The following is an 18,584-nucleotide window of genomic DNA, read 5'->3' as shown; positions in this document are numbered from 1 at the left end:
TACTGGAATTACAAGCGGCGGGACTCGTCGTTTCTGCCCATGGAGGCCAGCGTAAATCCGTCACACAGACGGTTGCGGTCTAAGAAGTGGGAAGCCTCGCCCGACAGGGCGGGGAGCAGTCACGAAATTGTGTCCGTAATGTTCCTTTACCTACAAAATAAAATTCTCGAACAAAAAACTCTAGTACTAATTTTGGTGATGAGAATTTGTAATATTCCATAATAGAAATGTACTCCGTGTATTAAGCATAAATTTAATCCATTACCGTGCTAACAATACAAGAAGATAAGAAAATAAAACAATGAAATAGAGAAAAGAAAAATAACAAAAGGGATAAAATAAAAAAGAGATAATAAATCAGAATGCGAATTTCCTGATCTATTATCCCCTAAGATTATAAATTAGCGATAACTTAGATATGTAGCTCTTTTAACGTCTCTTCAGGTAACGCTAATTCATCGTTATGATTAATACCAATGCTATGAGATAAAATATCACGTGCGATATCTTGTGCTTCTGTCAGCGAATGCATTTCATAGGTACCACATTGGTATACATTTAGTTCTGGGATATGGTTTTGATCTTTTACTTTCAAAACATCTTCCATTGCGGCTTTCCATGCATTAGCTACACGTTGCTCTTCAGGTTGCCCAATTAAGCTCATGTAGAAGCCTGTACGGCATCCCATTGGGGAAATATCAATTATCTCAACCCCATTACCATTAAGATGATTACGCATAAATCCAGCAAACAGGTGCTCTAGAGTATGAATTCCTTTTTCAGGCATGGCTTTTTTATTTGGTACAGTAAAGCGTAAATCAAATACCGTAATCGTATCACCTGATGGCGTTTTCATGGTCTTAGCAACACGTACAGCAGGTGCTGACATACGCGTATGGTCAACAGTAAAACTATCCAATAAAGGCATAAAAAACCTCCTAAGAAAAATTTAAATATTTTTAAGAAAAAATGAAACTTTCTACAAGTAGCGCGGTCTTAGTAACGAATACGCGCAATTGTTATCATCCCTATTTCTCTATAGAATTTTTTTTAGCCACACAAATCTTAGTGTGGCTTTTTTCTATCTAAGTTTAGGAAGTCACATTATCGGTGTTAGTCCCCGCATGGATCTTCAAATACTCATCAAAAGAAATGGTATCACTCTTTTCTAACTCTTCTTGACGTTTTATGGATGAAATTCTCTCATGTTCAAAAGCTTCATCAGTTAACGTTTCATAAGGTGTTTTAATTAATTCTTGGTAATATTCTTCAGCTAAAGACAAGCCAAAACCACCAATGCCTTGCGTTTTAATTTTGTCTAAAAGTCTGCCAGAGAAAGTTAATTCAGGATTATCAAACATTTCCTCTAACTTAACACAAACTTCCATATATTTAGTGCCAGAACAGCAATCAAGAACATTTGCAACGCGTTTTAAATCAGCAAATAAGGCTTTACCAACTTGCGCTAGTGGCTCTTTTCTTTCACCACATCCCATTCCGATAACTTGACCTGGCTTACGTCCTTCTAGAATAACGTTATTCCAATTTGAACGACAACACGCTAATTCAGAAGCACTCATTTCTGGAGCATCCGCTAATACACACCAAATCAGGAATAAATCAAGAAAGCGAATTTGAGTTTCGTCAACACCAATTGGCGTAAATGGATTGATATCAAGTGAACGAACTTCGATATATTCAATACCACCGCGTAATAACGCATCAGAAGGTGATTCATCCCCTTTAACCACACGTTTAGGACGAATAGGTGCGTAGAGTTCATTTTCAATCTGCAACACATTGGTGTTTAACTGAATATACTCACCGTTTTTCTTAATACCTAATTTAGCAAACTCTTCAGAAGGCTTATGAATCGCTTTTTTGAGCCCTTTGACATAAGTTTCAAGGTGATTAAAGGTGATATCTAAATCGCTTTGGGATTTATTGGTATATCCTAAATCGCTTAAACGTAATGAAGTTGCATAAGGTAAATACTTCGCCCCCTTAGACGTACTCTCAAATGGTAGATTTGTTTCTCTTCCTCTTAAGAAAGATCCACAAATTGCGGGTGATGCACCAAAGAAGAATGGAATGATCCAGCCAAAGCGATAGTAATTTCGAATAAGACGTAAATAACCGTCAGAAATCGCTTCTTTTCCACTCTCTTCATCTTTTACATTAGCCCATGCTTGCCAAAATTCGATAGGTAATGAAAAGTTGTAATGCACACCTGAAATAGTTTGCATTAACGCGCCATAACGATTTTTAAGCCCTTCACGATAAAGTGTTTTAAAACGCCCAACATTCGATGTGCCAAATTGAGCCAGCGTAATCTTATCTTCCGCTTCAATAAAGCAAGGCATACTCATAGGCCACATACGTTCATTATCTAAGTGACGTGCTGTATAGCGATGTAAATCACCTAAAAAATGCAAGGTATGTGCAATGTTGTCATCAACAGGTGTAATAAACTCTAATAGAGACTCAGCAAAATCAGTTGTGATCCATTTATGAGTTAATGATTTACCTAATGAAATAGGATGCTCTGTTGATGCTAAATTGCCTTCTGGCGTAACTCTTAAAGTTTCACGCTCTATACCACGGTGGATGCCACATAAAACTTTAGGGTGTGCTTCTAACCAAGAAAGCGCTTTTGATACGTCCGGGATCAAAGGTGACCTCCCGCGTTGATTGATGTTAGTAAATAGATAGGAGTTACTTTATCGCAAAGTCACTAAATTGTCGCTTATTAGATGATATTAGCATTGTTAGTTGGTGCTAAACAAAAACATCACTTTATGAGAAATAATAGAATAGTAGAAAGCAAAAAGCCTCGCTATTGCGAGGCTTTTAAGATGGTGCATCCTGGAGGATTCGAACCTCCGACCGCTCGGTTCGTAGCCGAGTACTCTATCCAGCTGAGCTAAGGATGCAGGTCTGACGTTTTTACTAGAAAGAATAAAACTAAGTTATCTAATAAAAGATGGTGCATCCTGGAGGATTCGAACCTCCGACCGCTCGGTTCGTAGCCGAGTACTCTATCCAGCTGAGCTAAGGATGCATTGTAGTTATTTTTCTAGTTGCTCATATTGCAATTGGCAATCTGAGTAATGAGATGGTGCATCCTGGAGGATTCGAACCTCCGACCGCTCGGTTCGTAGCCGAGTACTCTATCCAGCTGAGCTAAGGATGCGCCGTTTTAATACTTTACTCTTTTAATGCAAATTATTCACCATTTGCACCAAAATAAAAACCCCATACTTTAATCATGGGGTTGGAATATGGTGCATCCTGGAGGATTCGAACCTCCGACCGCTCGGTTCGTAGCCGAGTACTCTATCCAGCTGAGCTAAGGATGCAAGTCTAAATGGCGGTGAGAGAGGGATTCGAACCCTCGATGCAGCTTTTGACCGCATACTCCCTTAGCAGGGGAGCGCCTTCAGCCTCTCGGCCATCTCACCATATTTAGAACCACTCGAAGAAGTTCTTACTGAACATCTCGTCTCTGTGTGGCGCACATATTACTTTCTCAGCCTAAGAAGTCAAACAATTTTTCTCAACTTTTTACGAATATAGGTTTGTTTGAACACTTCACAAACAAACTGATGCGTTTATCATCAAGATTGGCTAAAAAAGTCCTAAACACAATGATATCGCTGATGAAAAATCATTCAAGTATTTTATTCTCTTAGTTAATAAATTCATTCACACATCAAATAATTATGAATCGAATGATTAGAGGTAAAAAGAGTTTCAATTCTGTCAATCAGAATAAACGGATAGTGTAATAATAAATACAGCTCAAGGAGAGCGAAGATAGGAACAAAGAAGGGAATCAAAAGTCTTATAAAGAGAAAAGCGCCCAAACCCGGCAAAAGTGTGGACGCTCACGAATGAATTGTGACTAACTAAAATAGGAATTAATTTAGTAGTTATCAGTAGGCTGAGTTTTCTCGGCCTGAATTCGTTGATAGATCTCTTCACGATGGACAGATACTTCTTTAGGTGCGTTTACGCCAATCCGTACCTGATTACCTTTAACCCCTAAAACGGTTACGGTCACATCATCGCCTATCATAAGCGTTTCACCAACTCGACGAGTTAGAATAAGCATTCTTTGCTCCTTGAAAATTTACAAGAGTCGGGTCTCTAGAATTTCCCGGCCATTATCCATCATACATTGTCAATTCGTATAACCCTTATTTATCACAAGTAACTCATACTTCATAACAAAATATAAATTTAGTGATTGATTATTTAACGGATTAACAATATCTCAATAAGGCGTTATCCCTATAAAAAACAGAGATAACGCCTTTTTTCAGGTTTCTATCGCTTACAGATGCGATTCAACCCACTCGTCAACACTTGCCAAAGCAGCTGGTAAAGCTTCAACGTCAGTACCACCAGCTTGAGCCATATCAGGGCGACCGCCACCTTTACCGCCAATTTGCTGTGCTACAAAACTAATTAGCTCACCTGCTTTAACTTTAGCAGTTAAATCTTTAGTGACCCCAACAATTAAGCTCACTTTACCATCAGAAATAGTGGAAAGCACAATAATTGCAGAACCTAATTGATTTTTTAAATCGTCAACCATTGTTCTTAACATTTTTGGCTCAACACCATTAAGCTCACGAACTAAAAGTTTGATACCTTTCACGTTTTTAGCCTGACTACCTAAAGAGGAACTCTCTTGGGCAGCTTGCTGATCTTTTAGTTGTTGGAGTTCTTTTTCTAATAAACGATATTTTTCTTGGACTGTTTTGATTCTTTCGACCAAGTTTGTTCCATCGCTTTTTAGAACTTGTGCAACAAGAGAGATAAGATCTGATTGCTCATGAATACTCTCAATTGCTGTAATACCAGTAATTGCCTCAATACGACGAATACCAGCTGCAGTACCTGACTCACTGACAATGCGGAATAAACCAATATCCCCCGTTCTAGAAGCGTGAGTACCACCACAAAGCTCAGTAGAGAAGTCACCCATTGTTAAAACACGAACTCGTTCGTCGTATTTTTCACCAAAGAGTGCCATCGCACCTTTTTCTTTCGCATCTTCAAGATCCATTAACTCAGTGACAACTGGTGAGTTAAGTCGGATTTGCGCATTGACAATATCTTCAATTTTTCGTAATTGTTCTGGTTTAACTGCTTCAAAATGAGAAAAGTCAAAACGCAGATATTTATCATTAACTAAAGAGCCTTTTTGAGTAACATGCGTACCCAGAACTTGGCGCAATGCTGCGTGCAATAAGTGCGTCGCAGAGTGATTTAAACGAATAGCATCACGGCGAGCAATATCGATAGTGGCATTAATTTTATGGTTAACAATAAATGACCCTACGTTAACTTTACCAATATGACCAATAGCTTTACCGTATTTTTGCGTATCTGTGACTTCAAACAGGCTATCTTTACCTGTTAAAACACCTTTATCACCAACTTGTCCACCAGACTCTGCATAGAATGCCGTTTTATTTAAGAAGATAATACCTTCTTCGCCTGCTTTCAATTCAGTGACAGCTTGTCCATTATGGAAAATAGCGGTGATTGTGCCTTGCTGTTCATCATGATCATAACCAGAGAACTCACTACGGCTATCCACTTTGATTAAACTGTTATAGTCAGTACCAAAACCACTAGATTCACGAGCACGTTTACGCTGCTCTTCCATCGCAACATCAAAGCCTTTTTCATCAACTTTGATATTTCTTTCACGACAAACATCGGCAGTTAAATCAAGAGGGAAACCATAAGTATCATAAAGACGGAAAGCTGTTTCACCTGGAAGAACGTCATCTGTTAAGTTAGCAAGTTCTTCATCTAATAATTGAAGACCGCGTTCTAATGTACGAGCAAATTGCTCTTCTTCCGTTTTTAATACTTTTTCAACGATAGCTTGTTGACGTTTTAATTCTTCACCAGCCTCTGCCATAACTTCAATTAATGGAGCGACTAACTTATAGAAGAAAGTATCTTTTGCACCAAGCATATAACCATGACGTACTGCACGACGAATAATACGACGCAATACGTATCCACGGCCCTCATTAGAAGGGATCACACCATCGCAAACAAGGAATGAACAAGAACGAATGTGGTCTGCAATAACGCGTAATGATTTATTACTTAAATCCGATGCATTAGTTACTTTAGCAACTGATTCAATTAATGAACGGAATAAATCAATATCATAGTTAGAATTTACATGCTGTAAAACAGCTGTAATACGCTCTAAGCCCATCCCCGTATCAACAGAAGGTTTTGGTAGCGGATCCATTGTACCGTCTGACTTACGGTTAAATTGCATAAAGACGATATTCCAGATCTCAATATAACGATCGCCGTCTTCTTCTGGTGATCCTGGAGGTCCCCCCCAAATGTGGTCACCATGATCATAAAATATTTCAGTACAAGGTCCACAAGGGCCTGTATCCCCCATTTGCCAGAAGTTATCTGATGCAAATGGTGCGCCTTTGTTATCACCAATACGGATTATTCTTTCTGCTGGAATACCAATTTCTTTATTCCAAATATCATAAGCTTCATCATCTGTGGCATATACCGTTACCCAAAGTCTTTCTTTAGGTAGATTGAACCACTCTTCGCTTGTTAATAATTCCCAAGCAAAATTGATTGCATCATGTTTGAAATAGTCACCAAAACTAAAATTACCTAGCATTTCAAAAAAGGTATGGTGACGAGCGGTATAACCCACATTTTCTAAATCGTTATGTTTACCACCAGCGCGCACACAGCGTTGCGCGGTTGTCGCTCGGGAATAAGGTCTATTATCCAATCCAAGAAATACATCTTTGAATTGGTTCATCCCTGCGTTTGTAAACAGCAATGTTGGATCGTTATTTGGAACCAAAGAACTGCTAGGTACTATTTGATGTCCTTTAGTATGAAAAAAGTCGAGAAACGCCTGACGGATCTCAGCGGTGCTTTTGCTCATAATTATCCCGAAATCAAGCTGGAAAAACAGAAATTAGAAATCTAGTTAGAGGAGGTTTATTATTACCTCTACTTAGCCAACGAATACATAAGTAGGGATAAGATAGAATTTCTTCAGTCAGAAGTAAAACCCCCGATAAACTTATTCGTGTTGACATTGTAAATCGTCTAGTTTTTTTCTGAAAGTGGGATTGTTATCTGAGAATGGGACTTTTCTCTATTTAAGAGCAATTATCTTGGAAAATGTTAGCAACTTAAAGTATTTTCATTTTGTAATTATTAAAAAGTATTTGTTATTACTGCTTTTTTATGAGATGACTCGATATACGTTTTTTTCTTTAAATAATCTCTTTTTCTCATGGCCATTAGTAATAAATACATAAGCACCATTACTTAAATAATATATTTATATGGCGATAACTTACTAAAATAAAAGCATTTATTACTACAAAACACAACTTACATCTCAACAAACCTTTAAATATAATTTAAATCAGATCCAAATATATTGAAGATATTTATCTTTATATGTCAATTAATTATTATCTGGTGCAACCAGATTATCGTAATGATTCTTATTTCTATTTTTTATTAACAAGGATATATCACCAAAATTTCACTATATAAAATTTCATATAACTATCAAAAACAAGTTAGTAAAAAATATCGTTATATTAAATAAAGTAGTGTTAAAGGCTATTTTTCATGGAAAGAAAACAGAATAAGACTAATTTTAACTCTATTTTGAATAAAAGATGCAACATATAGCAAAAAGGAAGCCGTTTTAGAGCTTCCTTTATTAAGTGAGTTAAATCACATTAATTGACTAATGGTTTACAACTACAATAATCGTAATATGTTTTAATACACATTCAATGTGCAATTTAGGCATTGGTAAAAATTATTTTTCTGTTTCTTCGCTATCTGTAGCGCCATCAGTATCATTAGCAAAATCAGCTGCGCTAGTAAATTCACCTGCATGATTTAATAACATTTCACGAAGTTTAGTGTTTAACTCATCGTACATTTCAGGGTGTTCTTTTAGGTAAGTTGTTGCATTGGCTTTACCTTGACCAATTTTCTCACCATTGTAGCTATACCATGCGCCAGCTTTCTCTACCAATTTATGTTTCACACCTAAATCAATCAATTCGCCAAAGGTATTGATACCTTCACCATACATAATTTGGAATTCAGCTTGTTTAAATGGTGCTGCAATTTTATTTTTCACCACTTTAACGCGTGTTTCACTACCAACAACTTCATCACCGTTTTTAACAGAGCCAATGCGACGAATATCTAAACGGACAGATGCGTAGAATTTAAGTGCATTACCACCTGTTGTGGTTTCTGGATTACCAAACATAACACCGATTTTCATTCGAATTTGGTTGATGAAAATAAGCAACGTGTTGGAATTCTTCAAGTTACCCGCTAATTTACGCATAGCCTGGCTCATCATACGAGCAGCTAAACCAACGTGTGAATCACCAATCTCACCTTCAATTTCTGCTTTTGGTGTTAAAGCAGCAACGGAGTCAACAACGATAACATCAACAGCACCAGAGCGAGATAACGCATCACAAATTTCTAGGGCTTGTTCACCAGTATCAGGCTGAGAACACAGCAAGTTATCAATATCTACGCCTAGTTTTTGAGCATAGATAGGATCTAATGCGTGCTCAGCATCGATGAATGCACAAATTTTGCCTTCACGTTGAGCAGCTGCGATAACTTGTAGTGTTAATGTTGTTTTACCAGAAGATTCTGGGCCATAGATTTCAACAATACGGCCGCGTGGTAAACCACCAGCACCTAAAGCAACGTCTAATGATAAAGAACCAGTAGAGATGGTTTCAACGTTCATGGAACGATCTTCGCCCAGACGCATGATAGACCCTTTACCAAATTGCTTTTCAATTTGACCAAGTGCTGCGGCCAATGCTTTTTGCTTGTTTTCATCAATAGCCATGTTATCTCCCTCTGGGCAGTGAAGCATAAAAATGGGTCACTACCATTAAAACGTATATGATTTTGCTTGTTGAAACTCATTATACTGTATAATCATACAGTATCAAGTTAATTATTAATAATTTCTTTAAGAATTGATTTTAAAGAAAAAATAACAGATTCAGCTCTTATTTGATCTCGAGAACCACTAAATATACAGTGTGTTGCCGTAGTTTGAATACCTGTTGATGTTTTCATTGCAAAGCCAAACCAAACTAAACCAACGGGTTTTTCTTCACTACCACCACCGGGGCCTGCAATACCGCTAACAGACACTGCAAAATCTGCATTAGCTTTTATCAGCGCCCCTTTAGCCATTTGACGAACAACCTCCTCACTCACCGCACCATATTTAAGCAAAGTTTGTTCATCAACACCTATCATTTCATGCTTTGCTTCATTGCTATATGTTACAAAGCCACGCTGATAATATTCAGAGCTTCCTGCAATATCAGTGATAACTTTCGCAATCCATCCGCCAGTGCAAGATTCAGCCGTTGTTATCGTACGCTTCTTTTCAAGTAATGCTTTACCCATTTCAATACTTAGGCGGGTCATTTCATCGTCATTTATCATTAAGGTTCATCTAACCTCTATTATAAATCTCACTGTTTAAGATTTCTTCCTAGTGCAATCCCATAACCATAGACCACCAATTGCTAGGGCAAAAATAGCCCCAAAGCCTATTCCGATAGCAACAACAGAGACACCAATGCTTGTAACTAGTGAGAATAAACCAAGCATTAATAACATTGCTGTATTTTCACCGAGATTTTGTACAGCGATAGCATTACCAGCACCAACACTGTGCTTTCCTTTGTCTTGTAATAACGCATTCAATGGCACGACAAAGAAGCCACCAAAAACACCGATGATGATAAGAATTAAGTAGGATGGAATAATTGAGGTTTGCAATGAGAAATAAACAACACCAAGACCAATTAAAATACCCGCAGGCATACAGCGACGTACTGTTTTCAGAGTCACAAATTTAGCAGCTAATCCGGCACCGACCACAATACCAATAGCAACCATCGCATTTAATACAGTCGGGGTTGTATTATCAGTCATACCTAGAGCAATAGGTACCCACTGCACAAGTAAAAAGCGCAATGTTACTCCCGCTCCCCAAAACATGCTGGTTCCTACTAAAGAAAAGCGACTTTCTTTATCAGCCCATAAAGTTCGTGTAGCCTCAAGAAACTGTGTAAACATTTTTTTAATGTTCCAACCACGACCAATTTGAGCAGCTGATAATTTAGGTATACCAAAGTTAACAAATACCGCTAAACCATACATTGTAGCACAAACACCTAATGCAAAAACAATGCTCCAATCTGAGAGTAAACCACCAATGACGGATCCCAATAAAATAGCCGCAATAGTAGAAGCTTCCATTAAACCATTTGCTTTAACTAAACGTTCGCCATCGGTTAATTCACCTAAAATGCCATATTTAGCCGGAGAATAAACAGCGGCACCAATTCCAACGAGGGCATAACCAAGAAAAGGATCAGAGCCAACGCAGATAAGAAATGCACCTACAAATTTTAACAGATTACCGCTGAGCATTACCCTACCTTTAGGATTACGATCAGCAAACTGTCCTACAAAAGGAGCTAAAAGAATAAAAGCCAGCACAAAGACCATCTGTAAAACAGGTTGGCTCCACTCTGGATACAGTGACGATTTAAACTGCGCAAGAATGGCAAACAGTAAGGCATTATCGGCAAAAGCAGAAAGAAATTGTGATAAAAGTACCGCTTTCATTCCCCTACTCATTAAAGGAGGCTGGCTAATATTCTCTGGCATTAATTATTTTCCTGTTCAGCTAGTTTCTTCAATGAAACAAAATCCGTTTTTCCACTTCCTAAGACAGGAATCTCTTTGATAAAACGAATGTCTTTTGGTACAGCGATTTCGGCAATACCTTCAGATTTTGCCAGTGTTGATAATACACTACGATCTAATTGTTTATCTGTTGTAAAAAGAACTAATGATTCACCTCGGCGTTTATCACTTATTGATACAACCGCATGCTCACCTTGAGATGCTTTACGTGCAAGTTGCTCAACACCTTCGAGAGAAACCATTTCACCAGCAATTTTTGCAAAGCGTTTAACACGCCCTTTAATTGTACAGAAACCTTCACTATCGATAGCAACAATATCACCAGTGTCGTACCAACCTTCCTCATCAATGCCTTCAGCATTAGCTGCGACTGGGGCTTCCAATTTTTCAGGGGATTCTACTCGTAAGTACCCCATCATTACATTAGGGCCACGTAGTTGTAGTCTACCGCCATCAGTAATACCATTCATTGGAATTAAACGCCCTTCCATACCAGGTAACAAACGCCCTACTGTATGAGCTTTAGCACTCATAGGCACGTTGATTGACACAACTGGTGCACATTCTGTTACGCCATAACCTTCTAAAATACGAATACCAAATTTCTCTTGCCATAAAACACGTGTTGATTCAGAGAGTTTTTCAGCCCCAGCAACCACATATCTCACTCTGGCAAAATCATAAGGATGAGCAAATTTTCCGTAGTTTCCTAAAAAGGTTGATGTTCCAAATAACACTGTACAGTTTTGGTCATAGACTAATTCGGGTACAACTCGATAGTGTAACGGACTGGGATAAAGAAAAACGCGTGCACCCAAACAAATTGGGGTTAGCAAGCAAGCGGTTAAACCAAATGCATGGAATAACGGCAATGCTGACATAAATTTATCTTTTGGCGAAAAATCAGCAATAGCACGAATTTGATCAACGTTAGCCAATAAGCTTGAATGGCTATGAACAACGCCTTTGGGCGTCCCTTCTGAACCTGATGTAAATAGAATAACGGCTGCATCATGTGCATCTTGCGGTAACATCGCTTTTTGAGGCGTAATGAGATGTTTGAGGATCCAGCGTTTATCTTCACTGGTGACAGTATCTTTTAGATCCTCAAGATAAATCCAATTAGCTTCAGGGGTTTGCTCAGGAATATGTAATAAATTCCCTTTCTCTAAAAACTGGCGTGATGTAAAGATGGTTTTGATTGATGCGGCTTTCATCGCATTTTGTACACCTAAACTACCTGCCGTGTAGTTAAGCATTGCCACAACACGTTGACGCATAGTGGCACCTAATAGTGCAGCTGCAGTTACCGTTGTATTTGGAAGCAGTAAACCTATACGCTCTTTCGGCTCCGTGTAGCGTTCAATCAACCGGCTGATCCCTAACGTTTTTTTCAGTAACCCTTGATAAGAGTCTTCTTTTAAGCTGATATCAGAAATTAGTGGACTAAATCGGCCATATTGAGACATTGCCTGTAAAAATGCTTCATACAACGTAAGATTAGGGCGTGTTTGCATGATGGCTTCCATCATGATGTCACGCATCGCTTCACCTGCTAATCGGCGACGCTCAGAAGATTTTTCAGCTTTTGGCATCGGTAAATCAACGGCAGGAAGCACTTTGATAGTGATTTTAGGAAAGAATTGAGACTTTACTCGTAAACTTTTACGTACTCGTGAAAAATAGCTGAATTCAGCGCCTTCAATTCTAACAGGAACAACTTTAGCGCCTGATTTTGCGGCAATAAAAGCAGCACCTTCATAAATTTTCATCAAACCATTTGTTACAGTGATCCTTCCTTCTGGGAAGATCACAATTGGACGACCTTTATCCACTTCTTTAACTAATTGGCGCACAGCCATTGGATTAGCGGGATCTAAAGGTACAATATCAGCATAACGACCTAACCATTTTGTCGTTTTTGCAGAAGCAACAGAGGTATAAACAGCAAACACGGGATTAATAGGCAGGAATAAACGTAATAATATACCGTCAATAAAAGAAGTATGATTTGGTGTAATTATACATTTTTCATATTGTGAAAACTGATTAACAAGTCCTTCAATTCTTATTCTAAATAAGAATTTAAATAGTGTTTTAAAAAACGCTATCAACATCATATCCATATCTCATTTTGCTATAATTAGCCTTACTATAAATAGGATGTGATGAAAATAAAATAGATCTTCCCTGTTTTATCCTTTATATCAGACGACTTCTTAATTATTTCATGAGTTTTGCGAGAATTACCTCAATAATTTCGTTTATAGATAATCCCGCATCGACAATGATATCAGCACATTGTAAATATAAAGGTTCACGTTTAACCAAAACGTCATTCATTTCTGAAACTAACGTTTTACCCGTCAAACTTGGTCTTTGTGCTTCATTCGGATCTTGAGATAAACGCTCAACTAAAGTTTCAACAGACGCCTGTAAATAAATAATAACACCTGAAGATTTCATATAATCACGATTTTGTTCTGCTAAAATCATACCCCCACCCGTTGAGATAACTTGATTAGGTTGGCTAACTTGGATTAGTGCTTCTGATTCAATTTGACGAAAAAAATCCCAACCTTTTTCTTGAACCATTAAAGATATAGTTTGTTGATATTTTTGAGTTACCCAATCATCAGTATCAATAAATCTATAATTTAAAGTGAGGGAAAGTGCCTTACCTACTGTTGTTTTCCCTGCACCTCTAGGCCCAATAAGGTAAATTGTACTATCCATAAAATGCACTATCTCCATAGTGTGTTCCCTTTTAGGGTTGTAATTAAAAGTTTACATGCTGTAAAGTATAAAACATCATACCTGATGTAACAAAAAAATAAAGCCACACTTTAGAAAGTATGGCTTATTTCGTCATCTTAATAATTAGCTACGAATTGTATTATCACCGTAACCAATCCATTTATAGGTCGTTAATGCATCTAAACCCATCGGGCCTCTAGCATGTAGTTTCTGTGTACTAACAGCAACCTCAGCACCTAAACCGAATTGTCCACCATCAGTAAAACGCGTGCTTGCATTAACATACACAGCTGCAGAATCAACTTGACGAACAAAACGATCAGCATTAGAGATAGATTGCGTTAAAATAGCGTCAGAGTGCGCAGTACCATAACGACGAATATGACTAATTGCCTCCGTTAATCCACTCACTACTTCAACATTTAAATCAAGTGACAACCATTCATCGCAATAATCAGCATCTTTCACATCAACTACAGTAGCTCCGCCTTTTTTCAGCCCTACCAATGCTTTCTCACTTGAATGCAAAGTTACCTTTTGAGTAGCCATGGCATCACTTAACTGTGGCAAAAATAGATCTGCAATATTTTCGTGTACTAAAAGTGTTTCTAACGAGTTACATGCACTAGGACGTTGTACTTTTGCATTTATGATAACCGTTAATGCTTTTTCTAAATCAGCACTTTCATCAACAAAAGTATGACAAACACCGATACCACCAGTGATAACTGGAATAGTTGATTGTTCACGGCAAAGTTTATGTAATCCTGCACCACCACGTGGAATAAGCATATCAATATACTCATCCATTTTTAGCATTTTAGCGACTAACTCACGATCAGGCTTATTGATTGCCTGAATAGCACCGGCAGGAATGCCACATTTTTCTAATGCTTGTTGAATAACAGCCACAACCGCTTGGTTAGTGTGATGGGTTTCTTTTCCACCTCGAAGAATCGCTGCATTACCTGTTTTCAAACATAAAGAAGCGACATCAATTGTCACATTAGGGCGAGCTTCATAAATAACTCCCACCACCCCCAATGGCACACGACGACGCTCTAAACGTAAACCGCTATCTAGCATACGTCCATCAATAACTTGACCCACCGGATCTTCTAAGCGACACACTTGTCGTACATCATCTGCGATTGCTTTTAAGCGTGCAGAATTAAGTAATAGACGATCAAGCATAGCGGCATTGATATTAGCTTCGCGAGCCGCTTGCATATCTTTTTCATTCGCCGCAAGAATTGAGGCTTCATGTTGTTCTAATAAATCAGCCATAACTAATAATGCCTGATTTTTTTGCTCTGTTGATAGTTGAGCTAAATGCCAAGAGGCCTCTCTTGCAGATTTACCCATTTGTTCTAACATCAGAAGGCTCCTTAGCTAACAATCATATCATCACGATGCACGACAACACTGCCATACTCGTAACCTAAAATTTGACTAATTTCTTGTGAATGATGTCCTGCAATTAGACGTAAGGCATCACTATTATAGTGAGCAACACCATGAGCGAGATCTTTACCTTGTAAACTTTGCACGCGGATAACACAGCCACGGGAGAAATCGCCTTTAATTTCTTTGATACCTTTTGGTAAAAGGGAGCTACCTTTTTCTTTAATTGCGTTTTCAGCGCCTTCATCAACCACAATCACACCAGCAATTGGCGCACCAAAGATCCACCGTTTACGCGCTTCTAATGGGCTTTTTAAGCCATGGAATAACGTTCCAACAGGTTCATTATTGATAACTTTAGCAATAACTTCAGGTTGAACACCTGCAGCGATGACAACATCAATACCTGCGCGCCCTGCAACGGTCGCAGCTTGCAGTTTTGTAGCCATTCCCCCCGTGCCTAAGCCTGATACGCTATCACCTGCCATTTGACGTAATTTATCATTGATATCAAAAACTTCAGGGATCAATTTAGCATCTGGATTACTACGCGGATCAGCTGTATACAGCCCTTCAATATCCGTCAGTAATAACAATTTATCTGCACCACCTAAAATAGCAGCTAATGCTGATAAGTTATCGTTATCACCCACTTTAATTTCCGCGGTAGCAACAGCATCATTTTCATTGATAACGGGGATAATATGGTTATCCAACAGTGCATGTAATGTATCACGCGCATTTAGGAAACGTTCTCTATCTTCAATATCTGCACGCGTTAATAGCATTTGACCAATATGAATACCATAGATGGCAAATAACTGTTTCCATACTTGAATTAAGGCACTTTGCCCCACAGCGGCCAGCAACTGTTTTGAAGCAATAGTTGCTGGCAAATCAGGATAATTCAAATACTCACGCCCAGCGGCAATTGCACCTGACGTGACAATTATAATCCGATGACCTTTTTCATGTTGTTTAGCACATTGGCGAACCAGCTCAACTATATGAGACTGATCTAGACGTCGTGAACCACCAGTCAGTACACTTGTCCCTAATTTAACAACCAGCGTTTGGCTGCTACTCATAACATTTACCATTCTTGTTGATTATTTAAAAAGATAATACACAGTTTTATCAGGAGAGAAGCGTTATGCCAACTGACATAACGCAAAATCTATGAAAAGTTGCCCTAACACAAAATTAGGGCTGAATGGGAAGAGGAAATTTGTTCATTTTTTCATCGGGGATGAGTGTCATCTCTAATTCACTCACCGCAAGTTGAAGAAATTCATGAAAACGAATAAGTGTTTCATTGATTGACTCAACAACATCATTCTTACTTATGTTCTGATGAAGCCAGTCACCATTTTTATCGAATAGCCCAATTTGATAATGATAAATGAGCTGTTCATTATTACGTTCTAATTCCATCCACCAGCCCCAAAACTCTCGTTTTTCCGGCGCGACTTTTTTATTTACACAAACCGCTAAACAGTCAAAAAAGAACTGGCTCTCTTGGCATTGTTGCTCTCGGATATAAGGACCGATTTGAGCAAAACGCTTTAATAACTTACCTCGGGTAGGGTTCAAAGATGAAGTCATAAATTCAGCCTCCTTAGAAACTCTACTGTTATATAATCTAATATAATTAGCAAGTTATTGTTCAAAATTAATTATATTAATTTATCATAGATCCAATCTGCACTTTTTTGTAACGCAAGCTCTAAACCTTCGTAAAGCGGTTTGTCATTAATAGCAAGAATATCACCATCCATAGAGGAACGAGCAATTAACTGCGAATCCTCTTTAGGACTCATTTCATCCCCTTTCCAATAAACGCCCATCATAGGAACAGGCATACGTCGGCCAATCAATCCTTGGTTTTTCAAGGAATAACTGCTCAACGATAATCGAAGATTATTCTCATCTATATTCCATAACCCCAAGCGACTTGCTAATACATCAAGGTACATCACAGGGATCTTTTTCTGCAATTCAGCTTGAGTAAAGAAAGCGTGGATCAAAGGACCTAAAGCAACAACACCTTTAATTAATTTTGGGTAGATATAAGCTAATCGCACAGCAATATTACCACCAAAGCGAAAGCCCATCACACCAACGCGAGTATGATCAATCCAAGGCACTTCAGAAAGTTGTTTTAGAACGTCACCTTGTAATTGGCATGTATCTTCCGTTAGTTTTTGTTTTACTGAATAACCAATTCCGGGCATATCCAGTGTTAACATTGCAATCCCTTTAGGGGAAAGGTAATCACGGAAGAAGCTAACATAATCGCTTTGTAAGCCGTCTAGCCCGCCACAAAATAACACAGTAGGATAAGGGCCTCTACAATCTTTAGGTAAATGCAGAAAACCCGTTGTCGACCCTTTTCCCTCTAATTTAAATGTCAGTTTTTTTACTTCAAAAGAAGAAAATTTAGTCGCATTTTCAAAGGCCTTCATCGATAAAGTTACAGCTTGATCCGCTAGGAAATCACCATTAATAAAGGGATATGCGGCAATACTATAAAGATGTGCGGCTTGTAACCAACACTCTGCTGCGACATCACCAGACTCTTCACGTAATGCTTTTTGTTGCCAGATCATCGCTTGATGTGACCATTCAAATGACCAACCTCCTTTACGATATCCTACAACGGTATCAATAAATTTATCATCACTGCGAGGAGCATCGTGTACCGCAATTCGACTTAACACTTCTTCTATTTCAATAGGAGAAATTCCACGCCAAATCCAAAGTAAACGTTGAATAGTCCGATACCAATTTTGCTGGCTCGTACCATTAAGTACAGTATAGGTATTAATATTCGATTTTGGATGGGTGTACTGAATTAGCGTTGAGGTTTCAGCGTGCTTTGCTCGTGGCTTAAATAAAGTTTCAGAAAGATTCGTATTGTTTGCCATATCACTCTTCAAATCAGTGGATACCGTATAAAGGGGCTTAAAAGTCTGGCTTTATCATAGCATGAAATCGGCTACAACAATGTGTATCACGACAAGCAATCGCACGAAGACACCATAACAAGAGAGAGAAGTGTAAAAACAAAAATCCCCGCCTAAGCGAGGATCTCAATTAAAACAGCAAAGCAAATGCTATCAATTTATTTTTGATCACAAACTGGAGGTATAAAGGCAACGCCCATATCCCAAGGCTGTTCAATCCATGTGTTTTGCGGAATATCAACCACAAAATCATCCACTAAAGGACGCCCTTCTGGTTTTGCAAAGATAGTAACAAAATGCGCTTTTGGATACATTTCACGGATAACTTTAGCAGTACCACCAGTATCGACTAAATCGTCAACAACGATAAAGCCTTCACCATCACCTTCTGCTTTTTTTAAGATTTTGAGGTCACGCTGATGATCATGGTCATAGCTAGAAATGCAAACTGTATCCACGTGGCGGATACCTAATTCACGAGCAAGTAATGCAGCAGGGACTAATCCCCCACGGCTGACAGCAATAATGCCTGTCCACTGTTCGACTGGTAATAAACGTTGCGCCAATTGACGGGCATGTATTTGCAACATATCCCACGTTACAACATATTTTTCGCTCATAATATTGTGATCC

General features: G+C 38.5%; 14 protein-coding genes, 5 tRNA genes and 1 pseudogene. 1 reads left to right on the top strand and 19 read right to left on the bottom strand.

The features are described from left to right. A pseudogene (locus QSH13_RS16220) lies at positions 1-83 on the top strand (RNA-guided endonuclease InsQ/TnpB family protein); the annotation flags it as partial. 329 nt (positions 84-412) lie between these two features. Here QSH13_RS16220 and luxS read toward each other — a convergent pair. The 19 genes from luxS to gpt all read right to left on the bottom strand — a co-directional run bounded on the left by luxS (position 413) and on the right by gpt (position 18,571). Beyond that, positions 413-928 (bottom strand): S-ribosylhomocysteine lyase, encoded by a 516-nt coding sequence (luxS, locus tag QSH13_RS16215; RefSeq protein WP_006534759.1) that lies wholly within the window; start codon positions 926-928, stop codon positions 413-415. A 163-nt stretch (positions 929-1,091) separates the two neighbouring features. Next, a complete protein-coding gene (gshA, locus tag QSH13_RS16210) occupies positions 1,092-2,672 on the bottom strand; it encodes a glutamate--cysteine ligase (protein ID WP_109396313.1) in 1,581 nt (526 codons plus the stop codon). Between the two features lie 184 nt (positions 2,673-2,856). Next, positions 2,857-2,933, bottom strand: a tRNA-Arg gene (locus QSH13_RS16205). Between the two features lie 51 nt (positions 2,934-2,984). After that, positions 2,985-3,061 (bottom strand) — tRNA-Arg (locus QSH13_RS16200). Positions 3,062-3,116: 55 nt separating this feature from the next. Continuing rightward, positions 3,117-3,193: transfer RNA gene (locus tag QSH13_RS16195), tRNA-Arg, on the bottom strand. A gap of 89 nt (positions 3,194-3,282) precedes the next feature. Further along, a tRNA-Arg gene (locus QSH13_RS16190) sits at positions 3,283-3,359 on the bottom strand. A 9-nt stretch (positions 3,360-3,368) separates the two neighbouring features. Beyond that, positions 3,369-3,461 (bottom strand) — tRNA-Ser (locus tag QSH13_RS16185). A 464-nt stretch (positions 3,462-3,925) separates the two neighbouring features. Then, a complete protein-coding gene (gene csrA / locus QSH13_RS16180) occupies positions 3,926-4,114 on the bottom strand; it encodes a carbon storage regulator CsrA (RefSeq protein WP_004244778.1) in 189 nt (62 codons plus the stop codon). 222 nt (positions 4,115-4,336) lie between these two features. Next, a complete protein-coding gene (alaS, locus tag QSH13_RS16175) occupies positions 4,337-6,964 on the bottom strand; it encodes an alanine--tRNA ligase (protein ID WP_109407144.1) in 2,628 nt (875 codons plus the stop codon). A 900-nt stretch (positions 6,965-7,864) separates the two neighbouring features. Then, the gene (recA, locus tag QSH13_RS16170) at positions 7,865-8,935 is read right to left on the bottom strand and encodes a recombinase RecA (RefSeq protein ID WP_109396315.1); all 1,071 of its coding nucleotides are present in this window, start codon (positions 8,933-8,935) and stop codon (positions 7,865-7,867) included. A gap of 107 nt (positions 8,936-9,042) precedes the next feature. Then, a complete protein-coding gene (gene pncC / locus QSH13_RS16165; protein WP_109396316.1) occupies positions 9,043-9,549 on the bottom strand; it encodes a nicotinamide-nucleotide amidase in 507 nt (168 codons plus the stop codon). A gap of 36 nt (positions 9,550-9,585) precedes the next feature. Continuing rightward, positions 9,586-10,785: a lysophospholipid transporter LplT gene (gene lplT / locus QSH13_RS16160; RefSeq protein WP_196544628.1), complete on the bottom strand. Its 1,200-nt coding sequence runs from the start codon at positions 10,783-10,785 to the stop codon at positions 9,586-9,588. Further along, a complete protein-coding gene (gene aas / locus QSH13_RS16155; RefSeq protein ID WP_109396317.1) occupies positions 10,785-12,944 on the bottom strand; it encodes a bifunctional acyl-ACP--phospholipid O-acyltransferase/long-chain-fatty-acid--ACP ligase in 2,160 nt (719 codons plus the stop codon). Before aas ends, lplT begins: the two co-directional genes overlap by 1 nt. Before the next feature lie 103 nt (positions 12,945-13,047). Then, positions 13,048-13,560: a shikimate kinase AroL gene (aroL, locus tag QSH13_RS16150; RefSeq protein ID WP_109396318.1), complete on the bottom strand. Its 513-nt coding sequence runs from the start codon at positions 13,558-13,560 to the stop codon at positions 13,048-13,050. Between the two features lie 144 nt (positions 13,561-13,704). Further along, positions 13,705-14,958, bottom strand: coding sequence for a glutamate-5-semialdehyde dehydrogenase (locus tag QSH13_RS16145; RefSeq protein WP_109396319.1), 1,254 nt, complete (start codon positions 14,956-14,958; stop codon positions 13,705-13,707). Between the two features lie 11 nt (positions 14,959-14,969). After that, the gene (gene proB, locus QSH13_RS16140; protein WP_109396320.1) at positions 14,970-16,073 is read right to left on the bottom strand and encodes a glutamate 5-kinase; all 1,104 of its coding nucleotides are present in this window, start codon (positions 16,071-16,073) and stop codon (positions 14,970-14,972) included. Between the two features lie 115 nt (positions 16,074-16,188). Next, positions 16,189-16,590, bottom strand: a complete 402-nt coding sequence (crl, locus tag QSH13_RS16135; protein WP_075672399.1) for a sigma factor-binding protein Crl — start codon at positions 16,588-16,590, stop codon at positions 16,189-16,191. A gap of 71 nt (positions 16,591-16,661) precedes the next feature. Continuing rightward, positions 16,662-17,912: an esterase FrsA gene (gene frsA / locus QSH13_RS16130; RefSeq protein ID WP_109396321.1), complete on the bottom strand. Its 1,251-nt coding sequence runs from the start codon at positions 17,910-17,912 to the stop codon at positions 16,662-16,664. Between the two features lie 197 nt (positions 17,913-18,109). Beyond that, positions 18,110-18,571 carry a xanthine phosphoribosyltransferase gene (gene gpt / locus QSH13_RS16125; RefSeq protein WP_006534780.1) on the bottom strand — a complete coding sequence of 154 codons (462 nt, stop codon included), beginning with the start codon at positions 18,569-18,571 and terminating at the stop codon, positions 18,110-18,112. Positions 18,572-18,584 lie beyond the last annotated feature (13 nt).

The sequence above is a fragment of the Proteus faecis genome, from assembly GCF_030286765.1.
Taxonomy (GTDB): domain Bacteria; phylum Pseudomonadota; class Gammaproteobacteria; order Enterobacterales; family Enterobacteriaceae; genus Proteus; species Proteus faecis.
The sequence above is the reverse complement of the archived record's forward strand: the minus strand, read 5'-3'. Positions and strand labels throughout refer to the sequence as shown.

Coding starts and splice junctions, on each gene's coding strand:
- aas (WP_109396317.1), bottom strand. CDS start 12,944: ATGATGTTGATAGCGTTTTTTAAAACACTATTTAAATTCTTATTTAGA.
- alaS (WP_109407144.1), bottom strand. CDS start 6,964: ATGAGCAAAAGCACCGCTGAGATCCGTCAGGCGTTTCTCGACTTTTTT.
- recA (WP_109396315.1), bottom strand. CDS start 8,935: ATGGCTATTGATGAAAACAAGCAAAAAGCATTGGCCGCAGCACTTGGT.
- frsA (WP_109396321.1), bottom strand. CDS start 17,912: ATGGCAAACAATACGAATCTTTCTGAAACTTTATTTAAGCCACGAGCA.
- crl (WP_075672399.1), bottom strand. CDS start 16,590: ATGACTTCATCTTTGAACCCTACCCGAGGTAAGTTATTAAAGCGTTTT.
- gpt (WP_006534780.1), bottom strand. CDS start 18,571: ATGAGCGAAAAATATGTTGTAACGTGGGATATGTTGCAAATACATGCC.
- proB (WP_109396320.1), bottom strand. CDS start 16,073: ATGAGTAGCAGCCAAACGCTGGTTGTTAAATTAGGGACAAGTGTACTG.
- aroL (WP_109396318.1), bottom strand. CDS start 13,560: ATGGATAGTACAATTTACCTTATTGGGCCTAGAGGTGCAGGGAAAACA.
- lplT (WP_196544628.1), bottom strand. CDS start 10,785: ATGCCAGAGAATATTAGCCAGCCTCCTTTAATGAGTAGGGGAATGAAA.
- pncC (WP_109396316.1), bottom strand. CDS start 9,549: ATGATAAATGACGATGAAATGACCCGCCTAAGTATTGAAATGGGTAAA.
- QSH13_RS16145 (WP_109396319.1), bottom strand. CDS start 14,958: ATGTTAGAACAAATGGGTAAATCTGCAAGAGAGGCCTCTTGGCATTTA.
- luxS (WP_006534759.1), bottom strand. CDS start 928: ATGCCTTTATTGGATAGTTTTACTGTTGACCATACGCGTATGTCAGCA.
- csrA (WP_004244778.1), bottom strand. CDS start 4,114: ATGCTTATTCTAACTCGTCGAGTTGGTGAAACGCTTATGATAGGCGAT.